Genomic DNA, 16,620 nt, shown 5'->3' with positions numbered 1-16,620 from the left:
AGCCCGCTGGGCATCAGTCACCGACAACGGCGGAATCTTCGGACCGGGACGACTCATGAACAACCAACGACGAACCTGCGACTCAGGTCACTAGGGCCTGTCCGGCGGATCATGCCGGGCTGCCCGCCGGCGCTGAATCGCTGTCACGACCCGCCGGACAAGGAGTTGGGTGGAGCAGGTTGGTCCGGCGTTAAATGTCTCGACATTGGTCGCGGTGATTGGGGACGCTTCGCGCGATGACAAGAATCGACGACACGCCGCCCGCGTGGGACGAGCACACCCAGCTCACCACGTTTCTCGACTACGCACGTGACACCGCCCGCGCCAAGTGCCATGGCGTCTCTGCGGAGAACGCCCACAAGGCGCTCCTGCCAGGCTCACCGCTGATGACCATGAGCGGAGTGATCAACCACCTCCGCTGGGTCGAGTACTACTGGTTTCAGGTGGTCTTCCTCGGCGAGGAAGACCGGGGCCCCTGGACCGAGGAGGACCCCGACCGCGAGATGCGTATCGCCGTCGACTTCCCGCTCACGCAGTTGCTCGACGAATACGCCGAACAGAGCGCCCGCTACCGCGAACTGGTCGCCGGGAACGGCCTGGACAAGCAGGCTCAGCGAGCCGTCCGCGACGGTCTCCATGTCGACCTGCGCTGGATCCTCCTTCACCTCACCGAGGAGACGGCCCGCCACAACGGCCACCTGGACATCCTGCGCGAGATGCTCGACGGCACGACCGGCGACTAGGGCGCGTATCGAGTTGTGATCAAGAAGTGGCTCGCGCGGCACGAGTGCCCGGCCCTCTTCGTCGCTCCGCGGGAACAGTCCCGCCGGGGGCCCCGGTAGACCGTCCACCGGCGGTCGATCGGGGCCTGACCGGTCTCAGCCCGCCGCCACGGTGGCATCGGACTTGGCGTGCCCTGCATCTTCCGCTCCCACGGAGCGCGGCATGCGCAGGACGAACGCGGCGACGAGCACAGCCACGACCACGAGGACGGCACTGAGCGCGTACGCGAGCCGGAAACCGCCGGTGAGTGCGTCCACCTGGCTCTTGTTGTCCGACGAGGAGCGACGCTGTCCGGGAGGCGGCCAGGGTCGCCAGTACGGCGGTGCCGAGCGAGGCGCCGACCTGTTGGGTGGTGTTGACCAGACCCGAGGCGATACCGGCATCGCTTGGTGAGGCCACCGACATCGCCTGCCCCATCAGCGCGGGCATCGCGGCGCCGAAACCGAGGCCCAGCAGGACGAACGCAGGCACGATGTCGACCGCGTACTGCCCGTCGCCGGGCACCCGGGCCAGCAGTGCGAGTGCCCCCGCGACCAGCAGCAGACCGCCGAGGAGTACGGGACGGGCACCGAACCGCTGGTTCAGCCGCGCCGACAGGCCCAGCGAGACCACGGCGATTGTCACCGGCGCCGGCAGGAACGCAAGGCCGGTCTTGAGCGCGTCGTAGCCCAGTACGTTCTGGAAAAACAGGGCGGTGCAGAACTGATAGCCGAACAGACCGGCGACCATGAGCAGCATGATGACGTTGGCTCCGGAGATGATCCGCGAGCGGAAGATGTGCAGCGGGAGCAAGGGCTTGGCAGCGCGCGCCTCCCACAGGACGAAGGCGGCGAGCAGCACCAGCGACACGGCCAGCAGACCCAGCGTGCGGCCGTCGCCCCAGGTGTGGTCGTCCGCCTTGACGATCGTGTGGACGAGCAGCATCAGTCCGCCGGTCACCAGCACCGCACCGCTGATGTCGGCGCTCTCGCGTACGCCTGTACCGCGCAGTCCCGGGACCACCCGCAGCGTCAGGACAACGGCCACGATGCCGATCGGCACGTTGACCAGGAACACCCATTCCCAGCCGAGGCTCTGGGTGAGCACACCGCCGAGAATGAGCCCCGGGGAGGAACCCGCGGCGGCAACGAAGGCGTATGCCACCAGAGCCTTGGCCCGTTCACCGGCGTCTTGGAAGAGCGTGATGATCATGCCCAGGGCGACGGCGGAGGCGAGGGCGCCGCCAACTTCCTGGACGAAGCGGAACGTCACCAGCGCCCAGGGCGCGGAGGCGAGCCCGCAGGCGAGGGACGCGGCGGTGAACACCACCAGTCCCACGATGAAGACCTGCTTGCCGCCCAGCAGGTCACCCAGCCGACCGGAGAGCAGCAGCAGACCCGCGAAGGCGAGCAGGTACGAGTTCACCACCCAGGCCAGGCCGGCCTGGGTGAAGCCGAGGTCCTGCTGGATGGTAGGCAGGGCGACGGTGACGATGGAACCGTCCAGGATGATCATCAGCTGGCCGACACAGAGGATCCCCAGCACCAGCCAGCGTGACGGGGATGGTGCGGGCGGTGCCCGGCATCAGCCGCCGCATGCTCACGCTGACCCTGCGCAGCCTCGAACGCGACGGGCTGATCTCGCGCACCGTGTACGCGACCGTGCCGCCGAAGGTCGAGTACCGGGCGACCGACATGGCCGTCGAACTGCACAGCTCACTCACGGCCCTCACCCAATGGGCCGAGCGCCATCGCGAGTTGATCGCCGATTCCCGAGAGGCGTACGACCGGGAGCACAGCAAACCAGCCGCGGCGGACACCGATTACTGAAACACCGTGAGCGGGAGCCCGCGCCAGAGGCGCGCGAGACTTCCGTCGCGCGGAGGCCAGCACCAGGGAGTGGCCGGACAATGGTCGATCTCATGGCCTTCCCCTGTAGCGAGGAGGCTGTGACTGCGGGGGAGGCCACCCGTGAAGCTTCCCCGGCGTCTTCGCCTACTGCGGCAGCAAATACTCACTCGAAGGCATCGGCAAGGAAGTCGCTGCCTTCCACATCCACGTCACCGCCGTCGAGCCGGGCTCCTTCCGTACCGACTGGGTCGGATGCTCGATGATCCGCGCACCATCCCCGATTGCGACGACCTCTTCGAGCCCATTCGCGCCGCCCGCCAGAAGGCAGCGGACGACAGCTTGGCGACCCGGCCCGCGCCGACAGCGCGCTCCTGTGCGTCCAGGACGCACCCGATCCGCTCGCCTGGCCCCTCGGCTCCGACGCCCTGCGCCTGGTCCGCGCCGGACGTGAGGCTGTCGACTGCGACCTCGACTCCTGGAAAGACCTCACTCTCTCCGCCGACTTCCCGCAGACCGATGAGAAGGGATAACAGAGCTCTGTACCGCTACGGAAGTGACTGCCTGCCGTGGGCGGTGAGAGGTCGAGAGGGGAGAAGTCGTCAGAACCCCCAGGGGCGACCTGGTGATACGCGAATGATGGGAGGTCCAGCGCTCCTCGGGCGCAGCGGTGCGGGCAGCGGGGGAGGAGGCGGTGCGGCGAACGCTGCACCGCCTCCGCTGGAGCCGGATCGGGCGGGATGCAGCCGGACGGAAACAGGGCGATATGCCCGCTTCCCCAAGAAAACCGCAGGTGAGGCGCGTCGCCGGTTTGGATTCGAGTCCCACCCGCCCCACCAGTTTTACCTTGCGGGAACATTTTGACCTGCGGAAACGCACTTCCCGGGCGTCTTTCGCGTGTGGCGTTCGCTTCATGGCGGTGTGGCGAACGTGGGTCCTAGTGCATCGAAGATGAGCTTTGAACAGCTTTGACCTGGGTTTTGTAGTGACGCCCCCGTGGGAGCGTCATGGCGGAGTCCCACCCGCCCCACCGTGTGGTGTCCTTGCCTGGCAGGTTCTGCGGTCCGAAGCGCTGTGGGCGAGGGGACCGTTGCTTGTGGACGGTCTGCGTGACGTCACTGGTCGGCCGAGGACGTACTTTCCCCTGGCCTGAGCGGGCTGGAAGCCCGGCCTCGGGGGAGCGGGAGAGGGTCTCGCATGGTCCCTGTCCTTCCGGCCTCTGTCGCGTTCGTAGTCGCGGAACTCTCCCTGGCGAGCGGCGATGTTCTGCTCGGTTCGTCGACGTAGGTGAAGATCGGTAGCGGTAGGCATTTCGCTGTCACGCGGAGTCTTGCGTCCGTCCCGGTCACGACGTCCGTGTCGGCTACTGTGCGATGCGCTCCGGACTTTCGGAGCACGGTCGTTGCGCCACTGTGGGCGCGGCGCTGCACCTGGGACCGAGTCAGACCTTTGCCAGAGGGCGGACCGCTGTCCCGGGTACGTCGGAGGCGGCCACGGGCCGCACTGAATGGGGTGGGGAATGTCCAGACATCGGCTGTCCAGGAAGAGCCGTTACATCGCGTGGGCGACCACGGGGGTCGTGGTGGCCGCGGGTGCCGGTTTCGCGGCGCAGGCGTCCATGGCCGCCACCGCCTGGCCGGCGCAGAAGACGTACACCGGTCGGGCGTTCGATACGTGCACCGCACCCTCGCTCAGTGCGATGAAGGCGTGGAACACGAAGTTTTACGGCGCCGCCGCCGTCTACATCGGCGGCAAGAACCGTGGCTGTGCCCAGCCCAACCTGACCAAGTCCTGGGTGAAGTCGGTCAACGCCACCGGGTGGAAGCTTATTCCGCTCTATGTCGGCGCGCAGCCGCCCTGCCAGAAGAGCGCCAACCCGGAGAGGTTCACCGCTTCCACGGCTGCCGCCGTCGGCGCCAGCAACGCCAAGGACGCGGTGGCCAAGGCATCAGCGCTCGGGATGAAAGCCGGCAGCCCGATCTACCTGAACATGGAGTCGTACGACATCACCGACAAGGCGTGCAACGACGCCACCCTCGCCTACGTGCGTTCCTTCACCAAGACGCTGCGCAACGCGACTTACCGGGGCGGCCTGTACGGTTTCAGCAGTTCCAGCGCCGCGGCCGTCGCCACCGCCACGAACAAGACGGACCTGCCGGGCAACCTCTGGTACGCACTGTGGGACAAGAAGAACACGACCACTACGGACTGGCCGTGGAAGCCGACCCAGTACACCAACCACAGCCGCGGCCACCAGTACATGGTCAACAGCAAGGAAACCCGCGGCGGTTTCACGATCACCGTTGACCGCAACGCGTGGGACGCCCCGGTCGCGATCATCGGCTGATGCACATGCGTGGCCGTTGACCGGCATCAAGGCGCGGGCCCGGTCGGTGTGGTGCAACCGGACAAGACCTTGACGGATCGAACGCGGGGCATCGACGCCGGCACGCAGGCCGGAGTCGAAATTCAGGCCGTGCACCCCCTTCCCTGGCCCCACCAGTGGAGGGAAGGGGGCATCCAGCCTTTCCGATGCGCTTGCCGGACCGTACGGTCCTGGCTGCGCACTCGCCGTCGGCTACTTGAGGTAGAGGAGACCGTCGGTGGTGATGGTCGGGCGGCCGGAGGTGCCCACCACGACGACCTTGATGGTGTGCTTCGCACTGCTGGACCAGGTTTTGGCCCAGATGGCGTCGCGGTACGCCTCAGGAAGAACCGAGCAGATCGTTTCATGAGTCCATGGGACGATCTCACTACCGACCGGCCGAAAACGCGCTCACGATCAGGAGGCCCCGATGAGCCGAGGTCAACGACCCAGACTGGCGATTTTCGCCGGTACTCCACGACTGCTGTCCACAGCCCATAGCCTCGGAGCGGAGACGGTATTCGTGCATGCTCGGGGCGGGCAAATCCCACGGATGGCTGAGTTAGCCGACCACGTGATCGCGGCGGACTTCTCAGATGCAGGCGGTGTCCATTCGTTACTCGCTCCCATGCATGCTGTGCGGCCGTTCAGTCACGTGCTCTCCCTGACTGAGAGTGGCCTGTTGCCTGCAGCCCAGGTGGCTGCGCGCCTGCAGGTACCCGGGGTACCACTGGGTACGGTTCAGGTGTTGCAGGACAAGAGGCGGATGAGAGAGCTGCTCAATGCACGGGGGATAAGCTCCGTGCGGGCTGCGCCAGTGGGCTCGGAAACTGACTTGGGTAAATTTTGCCGCGAAGTTGGGGGTCCGGTCATCCTGAAGCCGGCCACGGGCACGGGTAGCCATGCCGTCTTTGTGGTCCCGGGGCCGGACGATGCCGGATCGGCATGGCATCAATTCGTCAGAGCCGGCGGCGAGGACGCCCTCGCCGAGGAGTACTTGGACGGGCCTGAGATCAGCGCCGAGGCATTCTCCCGCTCGGGACGTCACACCATCGTCGCTCTTACAGAAAAACTCGTTTCTTCCAGTTTTGTGGAACTCGGGCACACCGTACCTGCTTCTGTGGACGATGCTCTGCGGAACAACGTTTGCGTGCTCGTGCAAAAGTTCCTGGATGCGGTCGGGTTATGTGATGGGCCGTCACACACCGAGATCAGACTCACCGCCCGCGGCCCGCGCATTGTCGAGTCGCACAACCGAATCGGCGGAGACAAGATCCGGGAGCTGGTACACCGCGCATACGGGGTGGACCTGGTCATGCTTACCGTGCAGTGCGCACTCGGGCTGCCGATGCCCCTCATCCCGTCAACTCCGCGACGAGGAGCAGCAGTTCGCTTTCTGGCCCCACCGCCCGGTGTCATCCGGCGAATCAGCATCCCCGAAGCTCCGGAACTCGCTGACGGCACCGCAAAGATCCACCTCGATGTCGCGGTAGGTGATCGTGTCGAGCCGGTAAGGGAATCGGACGACAGATCCGGGCACGCGCTGGCAGAGGGCTCAGACGCAGTCGAGGCAGCGCAGCGGTGCGAGCGGATCGCTGCTCAAGTCGTCATCGAAACCCAGTCGGCGCCCGGAACCAACACGTGCGATCACGGCTTGAGCTCGGCTACGTAGTCGCACCCCGTGAAGCCGGCGAAGCGCTGCTGCCAGTCCGAAAAGCAAGCCTGCCTGCCTGCGGCACTGGTTATGATCAAGCAGAGTCGTGGCCGGTTGATAAGTCGTTCTACTGCCGAGGGGGCGTAGTGGAGGGCGTGCCGTTTCTTTCATGCACTCGCGTCCACGTATGCCGTACCCGTTTACGGCAATTAGTTGAACCTGATTGCGCCGAGCCTGTTCTCCTGCGAGATCACGGGTACGGCATCCGGTGCCGTGATGGTGTTGTGAGTCTTCGCTGGATTCGGCGTCGGTCCCGCCACCCGAGCGTTGTCGGCCCAGGGCCCCCGTCACTGTCACTTTCGAAGACCCCCGCAAACCTGTTCACTCATACGGTCATCGAGAACCTGACGCGCTCCTTTGCTGAGCTTCTGCAAACGGCGACAGGGAACCCCGTGTGTCGACTGGAAAGCTTGCGTCAATGAATCATTTCATTCGCCCGCAAGATGACCTGTACGGTCACGTCAATAATCTGTGGCACAGCCAGGAGGAGATCCCCGCGGACCGATCGAGTTGGGGCACCGTCCCATACTTGATCGAGAGTACCGAGAAGAGTGTTGGCGCGATCATCCAGGAGATTTCAGCAGACTGGACAAACGCAACTCACATCGAGGATGCACGAAAGATCGCCGCCCTGTACACATCTTTCATGGGCGAGCAGAAAATTGCCACCCTCGGCCTCTCCCCGGTGCTGCCCCTGATCCGCGATATTTGGAAGCTGCGCGATAATTCAGATCTTTCGGAGTTCCTCGGTCGCCTCGAGAGGATCGGCGGTTCGGGGCTGTTCGGCACTTATGTGAATGTCGACGACCGAAATTCTCAACGCTACCTGTTCAACATATGCCAGGGCGGGCTCAGTCTCCCCGACAGCACGTACTATCTTGAAGACAGGTTTGCTGGCATCAGGGAAAGGCATGTCGCACATCTGGTTGACTTGTTCACACTTGCCCGGATTGACGGTCCCCTGGCCGCGGCAGAGAGTGCGCTTGCGATTGATGTGAAGATAGCCGAGGGGCATTGGTCACGCGCTGCGGCTCGAAACGCGCACAGTACCTACAATCTGGTCGGTCTGGACGAACTGAAGACGTTGGCTCCGTCATTCGACTGGCACCGGTACACCGTCGGGCTCGGCTGTTCGAGTGAGACTATCTCCGAGGTCTGCGTACGGCAGCCCTCCTATCTCGCTCACGTGTCGTCGCTGATGACCGACGTGCCGGTAGAGAAATGGCGCAGTTGGCTGCTGTGCCGGGTGCTGAAAGCCTGCGCTCCATATCTCTCGGATGAGTTCGTGAAGAACGATTTCGAATTCCACGAGCGCGCGGTAAACGGAACTCAGAAGCTGCCGGATCGTCACAAGCAGGCTGTGCGGTTCGTGCAGCGGGCTATGGGCGAGGCCGTTGGTAGAGAGTATGTCATGCGTCACTTTCCGCCTGGTTCCCTGGCTTCGGTGGAGGCATTGGTCTCCACCGTCATCAGGGCGTACCGGGTCGCGATCGATGAACTGGAGTGGATGACTGACACGACGAAGGGGCGAGCTCACGAAAAGCTTGATGAGCTGCGCATAAAAATAGGGCATCCAAAGGATTTTATAAATTATGGAAAGCTCTCGGTGGAATACGGTGAGCTACTCGAAAACGCTCACGCAGTAGCGGCTTGGGAGGTGGATCGAAAGCTGGCGAAAATCGGATCACGAGTCGACCGTGACGAGTGGTTCATGCTGCCGCAGAAGGTGAACGCCTACTACGATCCGGGCGCAAATGAAATCTGTTTTCCGGCGGCAGTTCTGCAGAGACCGTTCTTCTCTCTCGAGGCCGACCTGGCAGAAAATTATGGCGGAATCGGCGCGGTGATCGCTCACGAAATTGGCCATGCCTTCGACGATCAAGGCGCGAAGTATGACGGTAGGGGAAACCTGAACGATTGGTGGACGGCGGAAGACAGGATCGCTTTCGAAGAGAAAACGAGCGCCCTGATCGAGCAGTTTGATCGGCTTTCACCAAGGAATCTTCCGGGTGAATTTGTAAACGGCGAGCTCACTGTCGGGGAGAACATCGGCGATCTCGGTGGAATCGCCATCGCCCACAGGGCGTACCTCATGGCGCTCGGCGACGAGACGTCACCGCAGAAGGGTGGCATCACCGATTCGCAGAGACTATTCCTGCATTGGGCCCTTTGTTGGCGTACCAAGCGCCATGAGAAAGAAGAGCGGCGACGCCTTGCCGTTGATCCACACTCTCCACCCGAATTGCGGGCAAACGTTGTCCGCAATCTCAGCGAGTTCCACGATGAATTTGGTACGCGCGAGGGTGATGGCCTATGGCTGGACCCTCAGGATCGCGTGCGGATCTGGTGAGGTTCACTCATCTCCGAAATTCCTCGTCATTGGCTCTGAGACTCCCTGGAGGGAAGCGCCGTAGCCAGCGAATTGGCCGTCTGGAGACCGAGATTCAGGGCGGCAGGCATGGGATCGTATGACCATGGTTGAATTCTCGCGGTGGCAGCGAAGCGGGTAAGCGCGGCAGCACGCGTACTGTGCTGCGCCAGACGGCCTGCCCGCCAAGCCTCGCGGAACGCGACACCGACTCCCTTGCTGTTACGGTGCGCCACGCGGAGGTCGGGAACAAAAAATACCTGACCTTCCGACTGGGTCAACCTTTCGACGAACGCGTTGTCGCTGGCAGTGACAATGTCAGGAAAACCTCCGGCGGCCAGGAACAGTTCGGTCCAGACAGCCGAGTTACCGCCGGCGAAGAAGGTTACCGGACTGTTCGCTGCATACTGCGCGTAGCGCACTTCATACCGATATTGGCGAGCGCGGGCCACCACACCGCTGTCGAACGGCAGAACCCGACCCGTGATCGCGGCGCGGTTGTTGCTCAGCGCGGTATCAAGGACGGAGAACCAGTCGGGCAGGGGACGGGCGTCGTCGTCCAGAAAGGCCAAGATGTTCCCCGTCGCCTTCTGCGCCGCCAGGTTGCGGCTCGCCGCAGGGCCGCGCCGGGTCTCGTTGCGCAGTATCCGGACCGGGAAGGGACACGTCGCGTTGATACGCAGGGGACTGTCGGACGCGTCGTCAACGAACAGGACCTCGTGTACGCCGAAGTCGTAGCCGGTTATCGCGCTCAGCACCTGGTGGGCATCGGTCGGCCGATTCCGGGTGGCGATCACCACGGAGACTCGTTTGGATCGCTTCCGGTTCAGAGCGGGCGTACCTGTAAGCACTTCCGTACTCCTTAAGGGCGTGGGTCTAGGAGGCACGGCCGTCGCGGGCGTGTCACCCGACGACATGGCCGGGCCGGCACGCAGGTCACCCCTGGTGGGTGGTCGCGAGGTCGGAGGCAGGTGCCGCGTCGTCGGGGTGGGACGCCTGCCGCAAGGCCTGCCATACCGCGGCTGCCGCGGGTGGGAGGCCGGCATCGAGGCCGGCGACCGGAGCGCGCGGAGTGAGCCCGGAGAGATGGGCCCGAAGATCCACCCCCGTGAACTCCTCCAGGCGGCGGCTCTCCTCCCCCCGGCACAACGCCTGGTACTCGATCACCAGTCGACGGTCCGCCGGAATGGCCGGCGCGAAGTCCAGCCAGTGACGGTTCCACGCGGCCCACTTGGCGAGTGCGGACTCCTCGGTCACCGGTAACCACGGCCGGTCACCGGTCCACCGCAGCATGGACCGTGCGGCTTCGAGCGGATGCCGTATGAGCATCACGTACCGCGCATCTGGGAGCGCGGCGTCCAGCCACGGCAGCTGTAGCAGATACTCGTTGTACTTGTCCCCCCAGCAGGGCAGGTCCAGGTTGCTCTCGGCGAGAATACGCCGTGCCAACGCCGTGGCGTCGTCCCCTGCGGAGCCTTCGGCCACCTCGCGTGCGGCGGTGCGCAGGCTCTCCTCGACCCGGGCCCGCCAGCGGTCGACGCCGACGCCGTCCGGCGGGCGGCGGTCGAGAGCGTGAAGGATCTCGTCGGCGCGCAGATGACGGTCGGACAGGTCCTGGGGGGTCAGCCAGCGGTCCAGCAGGTATGGCAGCTTGCCGTTGACGGTGAAATGGCCGCCGGCGTCGTGGAAGGCCAGGTTCAGTGCGTGCGCGAAGGCGGTGGTGCCGCAGCGTTGGCCGCCGAGCAGGAACACGGGTGAAGGGCTCAACTCCCCGCCTCCGACATGCCTGTGCTGGCATCTGCCGCATCGGCCCCCGGAGCCCGCACAGCGTCAGCCGTCTCAACCATGTCGCGCAGCAGCTGCATGCAGATCGAACTGGCCTCGAAACCACCGGCGGTGAACTTCTCGCCCCACGGTTCATCACGCTGCTGCTGGGTCAGGACGCGCCCGACCCTCCAATGCGTCTCGAGGGACACCCAGCCCTTGTACCCGTCATCTCCGAGCCGGCCGAGGATCGCCGGCCACGGCAGGCAGCCCTCACCCAGCCGGACGTAGGCCGTACGTCCGGCTGGATCCTTCACATGGACGTGGCGAATGCGTTCGCGGCCGAGTGCGTAGTCCTGAGGGAAGGGAGCGGGATCCCAGCCGCTGAAGACGCTGTTCCCCGGGTCCCACAAGACGCCGAGCCGGTCGTCACCGAGGTGATCCAGGAACTCAAGAGTATGGCGCATGGTGGGGCTGTTGGTGCGCATGCCCGTCTCCACGAGCAGCGGCACCTGATCGGTCGGCACTCCGTCCAGGACCTCCCTTGCGACAGCCGCCGCGCCACGCGGGTTCGGCGGGCCTTCGCGGTAGAACGTGAAGACGCGGACGAATGGTGCGCCGAGCAGCTCGGCCTGCCGGACCGCCTCCACCAGCAGGGCGCGCGCAGCCATGACCTCGGCGTCGGTGCGGGGCAGGCCGCACTTGAGGGCGGGCGGGTCGAAGCCAACGATGTGCATTCCCCGTCCCACCACGGCGTCGCGAACAGCGATCAGCTGTGCGTCGCTCATCAGATGCGGCGGCACCTCGCCGGAGGACCGGATCTCCAGTCCACCGAAGCCCAGTCGGGCTGCCTCGGCTGCGGCCACATCGATGTCCTGGGACACCTCGTCATTGATGACGGCAAGTCTCATGGAGAGCTCTTCTCACCGACGGCGGGGACGTCGGTGGCGTACCACTCCAGGAGGAGCGCGATGTCTTCGGCGAGTGAGGGTGCCTTCGACTCGACGGTGATCGAGCGAAGCGGCCCCGCGGCCGCGAGCACCTCACGGGTGGATTCGGCGCAGGAGTCGAGCGGTAGGTGCCGTGAAGTGGCGGGGTGCTCCCAGGCGAATCCCTTCACCTGGACGAACGCAGTCATGGGGGACAGCCGGGCGGCTGCCGACACGGGGTCCGGCGCGATGCGGGCGAGGCCCATGGTGTCCAGCAGAATGCCGGTTCCGGCACGCTCGCACAGCGCGGCGAGTTCGTCGACCGGCGCGTATCCGTGGTGGGTCTCGATCAGGACGAGGTGGCTCGCGCCGACGCGGGCCGTCAATGCCCGGATCTGGGCCAGCGTCAGGTCGAGCCGCCCGGGGGCCGTACAGCCCTCGGCCGCGAACACCTTCACGGGCAGACCTGGTTCCAGCCATGGAAGGGAGGAACAGCCGCCAGCGGGGTGAGCGGGGTCGCCAAGTACGGTTCCCACGCCGACGAAACTCACGTCAGCCCCTGCGGCTCGCAGCGTGGCCAGGCCGCCGGAGCCTTCCCAGGCGTGGCCCTTGCCGGCTCGGACGTCCACGACACTGCCGCCGCAGGACAATGTGAGTGCGGCCAGTTCGGCGGCACCGTGGTCAGGAGCGGAGCCCGAGGAGATTCCCACCCGGGGCACGGGTACGGGTGCCGTCATGCCTCGAACTTCGTTCTCTGGGCGATGGTACTCAGGATCTCGGTGATGGGGCGGGCCCCTTCCAGGTGGCAGCGCGGGGGGGACTGTCCGGTGGCTACGGCGTCAGCCATCTCCTGGTAGACCCGGCGCCGCAGTTCGGCCGTGGGCCGGGCGGGTACGACATGTTCTGTTTCGCCGACCTGTGTGGTCACCGTGCCGTCGACGACAGAGAGACTTCCTTCGGGGCCGAAGAGCTGAAGTCGTTCGCTCCGCGCCGGCGACTCTGCGGTCATGGTGAAGGCGAGGGTGGCGCCGCTCCGGAATTCGATGTGACCGGTGACCCGGGTGTCGATGCCGGGGGCGAGCTCTCGGGCGGGGGCGAGCCGTACGGCGCGGGGTCGGCCGAGTAGTTGGCAGGCGAGGTCGAGGTAGTGCACTCCCAGGTGTGCCGCAATGCCACCGAGGGCCGAGGCGGGGTCACTACGCCAGCCGGCGCCGCGGAAGTGAGCGGGTGGGCGGAACCGGGCCACCTCCAGTACCGCGGTGACCGCCGGAAGCGCCCATTTCGCTGATGAGGTGGTGGCGGGTAACCGCATACGGTGCTGAAGCATCACTCCGACTGGCATGCCTGCCCGCCGTGCGGCAGCTGTTATCCGGTCGATCTCGGTCACAGACACGGCGGGGGGCTTCTCCAACAGGACGGCCTTGCCCGCGTCGAGGGCCTGCACGGCGAGTTCGGCCCGGCCGCCGGGCGGCAAGCACAGTGCAACCAGTGCGATGTGCTGGTCCGACAGCAGCTCCTGCCAGGAACTGAGTCTGGGCAGATGCCCGGTATCGATTGCCGTGTCCTGTTCGAGCACGGCTGCAACGTGAGCCTCGTCGAGACCCTCGAGGGCAGTCACGTGCTGGCGCCCCGCGGCTCCGAAGCCGACGATCCCGACTCCGATGCTCATCAGGCGTCTCCGCCGGAGGGTGATCGCTGCACTTCGACCCTGGCGGATGGCTGTGGCGGCCGGTTGAGGTGAATGACCCGATGCGCAGCGTGGGCCGGGTACGCGGCCGTGGTCACGATGAGCACGCCGCCGCCGTCGCGGGCGAGGGTGCGAACCGACTCGGCCCACGCAGCGTCGGCAAAATTGGTCCCGGCACGGGTGGCGTCGACGACCACAGCCGACCGGCTGCCCATGGCGGGCAGGGGCTGCTCTGGCCGAACGATCGTCACACCTTTTGGCGGTGCTGGTGCGACCGGCCGTGGGCGACCGCGGTCACCCACGGCGATGACGCCGTACTGGGCTCGCCGTCGTCCGGCCAGAACCTGGATCAAAGCCTCAGCCGAGGCCCGGTCGTCCGCTTGCACCACGACGGTCTCGCCGGCTGCCACTTGGACCGTCAGTCCCGCGATCATGATGTCCTCGGCCCCTTTTGGTCCCTTGGCTACGATCAGGTCGACCACGCGGAGTGTGTCCGGCCTGCTCGCTTCGTCGGTCATTGCTGGTTCCTATCGGAGTGCCGAAGTACGGGTGGGCCGGTCCGGGCGGGCTGAGTGCCTCAGGAGGAGCTGCGCTCCATGAACTCGAGCCGATTGCCGAGTTTGTCGGACGCGTAGAAGCGGTCGTAGCCCGGGAAGCTGTCGTCCCAGGTCACCTCGTGGCCGCATTCCTCCAGACGCTTGGCGAGGCCGTTCAGGGAGCGGACGAGGATGCCTGGATGAGCCTTGCGGGCCGGCCCGAATTCCTTTTCCACCCCCAAGTGGACCTCCAAGCCGTCACCGCGGAACCAACAACCGCCGCGAGCGGCGAGCACCGGTGGCTTCTCCAGCTCGGTCATGCCCAGGATCTCCCCCCAGAACTGGCGACACAGCTCCTCGGCGCCCGGCGGAATGGCGAGCTGCACGTGGTGGAGACCGCCGAAGGAGTACGCGGGCGTGTTCTGCTCAGCTTTGCTCTGCTCAGTGCTCATGCTTGCTTCTCTCTGGTTGTTGCGATGTCCGGCCGTGCCGGCAGGTGTCTCACGCGTCAGGCCATGCCGTTCCCGCACCCGCTGCCGCCCCCGGAGGCCAGCCAGGACGAGCCGCAGCCGCGGTGGAGCTCCACTGCGTCCGCCAGTGATCGACGAGTCCGTCCCAGGCGCCGGCCCCTCCGGAAGGCAGATAGGTGCGCCGGATGGCATGCGGGCTTGCCGGCCACGGCTCGGCCGGTGAGCGCACCGTCCCGAAGCCCAGGACATCGCTCGGCAGCAAGCCGGGAACCCCGGGAATTCTCCCGTAGGGATAGGCGAACAACCGCGTCGGCCCCGATCCGTACCGGCTGTCGATGTCAGCGAGCGAGCCGAGAGCTTCTTCGCGGGCTTCGTTCGCCGGTATCTCGTCAAGATGAGGGTGGGTACGGGTGTGCGCAGCGATCAGGTGTCCGTCGGCCGCCAGGAGGTCACATTCCGCGTACGTCAGATAATCCTGTCGCGGCTGCTGGCTGCGCCGCCCCACCAGACCGGTGCAGACGAAGAACACGGCCCGTATGCCCAGTCGGTCGAGGATGGGACGGGCATATGTGACGGTGTCACGGTAGCCATCGTCGAAGGTGATCAAGACGGTGGGGCGGTCCGGCCTGTGTGGCCCATCCTCGGCGATGAGGCCGGACGGAAGGTATGCGTCGAATTCTTCCAGGACACGTTTCAGGCCGCGTTCGAATTCCTGAGGGGTGAGCGCAGTGTAGTGGAGGATCTCAGGATGGACATGGTGGAAGTACAGGACAAGCGGCCAGCAGGCGGCACTGCCCGTCGCGGGCTGGTGCTCGTCGGAAATCCCGTTCATGTACGGCGCAGGGGCTTCGACCGGCCGGCGCTTCATACGGCCTCGAATCGGATACGCGCCGTAGTGAAGGCGCCAATCATGATCCACTGGAATCCTCTCACCCTTTACGGCCTCCCCTCAGAAGCTACCCGGCCTGCTCTGCATCGATCCTCGTTCTCCCCGTCCTCCGTCGGTGTCGGCGAGTCGACCCGGACTTTTTCCGCCCATCGCGCCAAGGGGGGGTAGGTGATTGCAGCAGCGATGAAAACCGCAGAGAGTACACCCCACCCCGGTGGGCCCCACCCAGTGATGAGCATGGTCACTGCTACGGGCCCCAGCACGTCACTTCCAACGTTCACCAAGCTGAAGATCGCCTGATAATCGGGCAGTCGTTTGGGCGGCGCCAGCGAGTAGAAGATTCCCCAACTGCCAGCTTGGAACCACAGCTCGCCGCACGTGTGAATCGTTACCGCGACAAGAAGCAGAACAACAGCCGCAACCGGCCCTCCCAGCATTGAACTCCAGTAGACAAGACAGGAAATCCCAATTGTCAGGCCGCTCCAACGCAGCACACGAGCTCCACCCGTCAGGGATTCCGTATCTCGACTGGCACGCAACTGCAGGGTGACGCACATCACTGTATTAATGAGAAGCAATACGGCCATCAGGGCTTCCGATGCTTCAGTGTTCGAAGTAATCCAAAGAGGCAATGCGATGACCAGTATCGCGTCGTGCACACCCAAGACAGTGGTAATCAGGGTGATGAAAAGAAAGGGTCGATCCCCAATCACTCTGGTTTTCCTGGCTTCAGTTCTGGACTGTACGAATTGACCTCGTGTGTCTCGCTGCACCCCCCACGCTGCCATCGTTGTGGCGAAGAACGACAGGGCGTTCCCACATAGCAATATCAGATATGCCGAATCTGCCTGCGACTGTAACAGTAGGCCTGCCGTCGCCGTACCCATGGCGACTCCGGTATTGCCGGCGCCTCGAGTCAGCGCCCGTACACGAATCCGCTGCTCGCTCTCCGTCAAAGTCCCGATGAGCACGTTGCGGCATACCCGTCCGGAGCGCGCGGCAAACATGGATGCAATCGCAACAGGTAGATATTCGGCAAATGAATCCACGGTCGCGTATGTAAGAGTGAGGGCAGCTTGGGATGCGCTGAACAGGATGAGCATCCGGCGTGGTCCCCAGCGCTTGATCGGCCAGCTGCTCAGCACGCTTCCGAACAGGCCGATGATTCCTGCTATCGACATTCCGAGAGCAACCTGGCCGGGCGGCAGACCGGCTTCGTTGACGAAGTAGAGAATGCTGACCGGCAGCCACAGGCCAGTGCCCACCGAATCCCAAAGTGACCCCAGAAT

General features: G+C 65.0%; 15 protein-coding genes and 1 pseudogene. 6 read left to right on the top strand and 10 right to left on the bottom strand.

Going from position 1 to position 16,620, the window contains the following annotated elements; genetic code table 11:
* Positions 1–236: 236 nt before the first annotated feature.
* Entirely contained in the window at positions 237–743 is a 507-nt protein-coding gene (locus JOC24_RS31965; protein ID WP_205023946.1) for a DinB family protein, read from the top strand.
* 19 nt (positions 744–762) lie between these two features.
* Here the strand turns inward: JOC24_RS31965 and JOC24_RS31960 are convergent, their stop codons facing one another.
* Positions 763–2,307 carry an MFS transporter gene (locus JOC24_RS31960; protein ID WP_307792796.1) on the bottom strand — a complete coding sequence of 515 codons (1,545 nt, stop codon included), beginning with the start codon at positions 2,305–2,307 and terminating at the stop codon, positions 763–765.
* Between the two features lie 8 nt (positions 2,308–2,315).
* On the opposite strand from JOC24_RS31960, the gene JOC24_RS31955 reads away from it, so the two are divergent.
* From JOC24_RS31955 to JOC24_RS31935, 5 genes and pseudogenes are all read left to right on the top strand, one after another.
* Positions 2,316–2,591 carry a winged helix-turn-helix transcriptional regulator gene (locus tag JOC24_RS31955; RefSeq protein WP_307792795.1) on the top strand — a complete coding sequence of 92 codons (276 nt, stop codon included), beginning with the start codon at positions 2,316–2,318 and terminating at the stop codon, positions 2,589–2,591.
* 151 nt (positions 2,592–2,742) lie between these two features.
* Positions 2,743–3,142: pseudogene (locus JOC24_RS34315) on the top strand (short-chain dehydrogenase/reductase); the annotation flags it as partial.
* Between the two features lie 986 nt (positions 3,143–4,128).
* The gene (locus JOC24_RS31945; protein WP_205023944.1) at positions 4,129–4,956 is read left to right on the top strand and encodes a glycoside hydrolase domain-containing protein; all 828 of its coding nucleotides are present in this window, start codon (positions 4,129–4,131) and stop codon (positions 4,954–4,956) included.
* 448 nt (positions 4,957–5,404) lie between these two features.
* A complete protein-coding gene (locus JOC24_RS31940) occupies positions 5,405–6,646 on the top strand; it encodes an ATP-grasp domain-containing protein (RefSeq protein ID WP_205023943.1) in 1,242 nt (413 codons plus the stop codon).
* A gap of 460 nt (positions 6,647–7,106) precedes the next feature.
* Complete coding sequence (locus JOC24_RS31935; protein WP_205023942.1) at positions 7,107–9,038, top strand: M13 family metallopeptidase; 1,932 nt, start codon at positions 7,107–7,109, stop codon at positions 9,036–9,038.
* Positions 9,039–9,064: 26 nt separating this feature from the next.
* Here JOC24_RS31935 and JOC24_RS31930 read toward each other — a convergent pair whose 3' ends face one another.
* The 9 genes from JOC24_RS31930 to JOC24_RS31890 all read right to left on the bottom strand — a co-directional run bounded on the left by JOC24_RS31930 (position 9,065) and on the right by JOC24_RS31890 (position 16,596).
* Positions 9,065–9,856 carry a glycosyltransferase family 2 protein gene (locus tag JOC24_RS31930; protein WP_205023941.1) on the bottom strand — a complete coding sequence of 264 codons (792 nt, stop codon included), beginning with the start codon at positions 9,854–9,856 and terminating at the stop codon, positions 9,065–9,067.
* Between the two features lie 136 nt (positions 9,857–9,992).
* Complete coding sequence (locus JOC24_RS31925) at positions 9,993–10,823, bottom strand: sulfotransferase (RefSeq protein WP_205023940.1); 831 nt, start codon at positions 10,821–10,823, stop codon at positions 9,993–9,995.
* Entirely contained in the window at positions 10,820–11,731 is a 912-nt protein-coding gene (locus JOC24_RS31920) for a sugar phosphate isomerase/epimerase family protein (protein WP_205023939.1), read from the bottom strand. Before JOC24_RS31920 ends, JOC24_RS31925 begins: the two co-directional genes overlap by 4 nt.
* Positions 11,728–12,486: a hypothetical protein gene (locus tag JOC24_RS31915; RefSeq protein ID WP_205023938.1), complete on the bottom strand. Its 759-nt coding sequence runs from the start codon at positions 12,484–12,486 to the stop codon at positions 11,728–11,730. Before JOC24_RS31915 ends, JOC24_RS31920 begins: the two co-directional genes overlap by 4 nt.
* Complete coding sequence (locus JOC24_RS31910; protein WP_205023937.1) at positions 12,483–13,418, bottom strand: Gfo/Idh/MocA family protein; 936 nt, start codon at positions 13,416–13,418, stop codon at positions 12,483–12,485. Before JOC24_RS31910 ends, JOC24_RS31915 begins: the two co-directional genes overlap by 4 nt.
* Positions 13,418–13,954, bottom strand: a complete 537-nt coding sequence (locus tag JOC24_RS31905; protein WP_205023936.1) for a hypothetical protein — start codon at positions 13,952–13,954, stop codon at positions 13,418–13,420. The genes JOC24_RS31910 and JOC24_RS31905 overlap by 1 nt, the downstream gene beginning before the upstream one ends.
* A 59-nt stretch (positions 13,955–14,013) precedes the next feature.
* The gene (locus tag JOC24_RS31900) at positions 14,014–14,424 is read right to left on the bottom strand and encodes a VOC family protein (protein WP_205023935.1); all 411 of its coding nucleotides are present in this window, start codon (positions 14,422–14,424) and stop codon (positions 14,014–14,016) included.
* Positions 14,425–14,473: 49 nt separating this feature from the next.
* Positions 14,474–15,361 (bottom strand): polysaccharide deacetylase family protein, encoded by an 888-nt coding sequence (locus JOC24_RS31895; RefSeq protein ID WP_205023934.1) that lies wholly within the window; start codon positions 15,359–15,361, stop codon positions 14,474–14,476.
* A 17-nt stretch (positions 15,362–15,378) separates the two neighbouring features.
* A complete protein-coding gene (locus JOC24_RS31890; protein ID WP_205023933.1) occupies positions 15,379–16,596 on the bottom strand; it encodes an MFS transporter in 1,218 nt (405 codons plus the stop codon).
* Positions 16,597–16,620 lie beyond the last annotated feature (24 nt).

The sequence above is a fragment of the Streptomyces sp. HB132 genome (assembly GCF_016909575.1).
Taxonomy (GTDB): domain Bacteria; phylum Actinomycetota; class Actinomycetes; order Streptomycetales; family Streptomycetaceae; genus Streptomyces.
The sequence above is the reverse complement of the archived record's forward strand: the minus strand, read 5'-3'. Positions and strand labels throughout refer to the sequence as shown.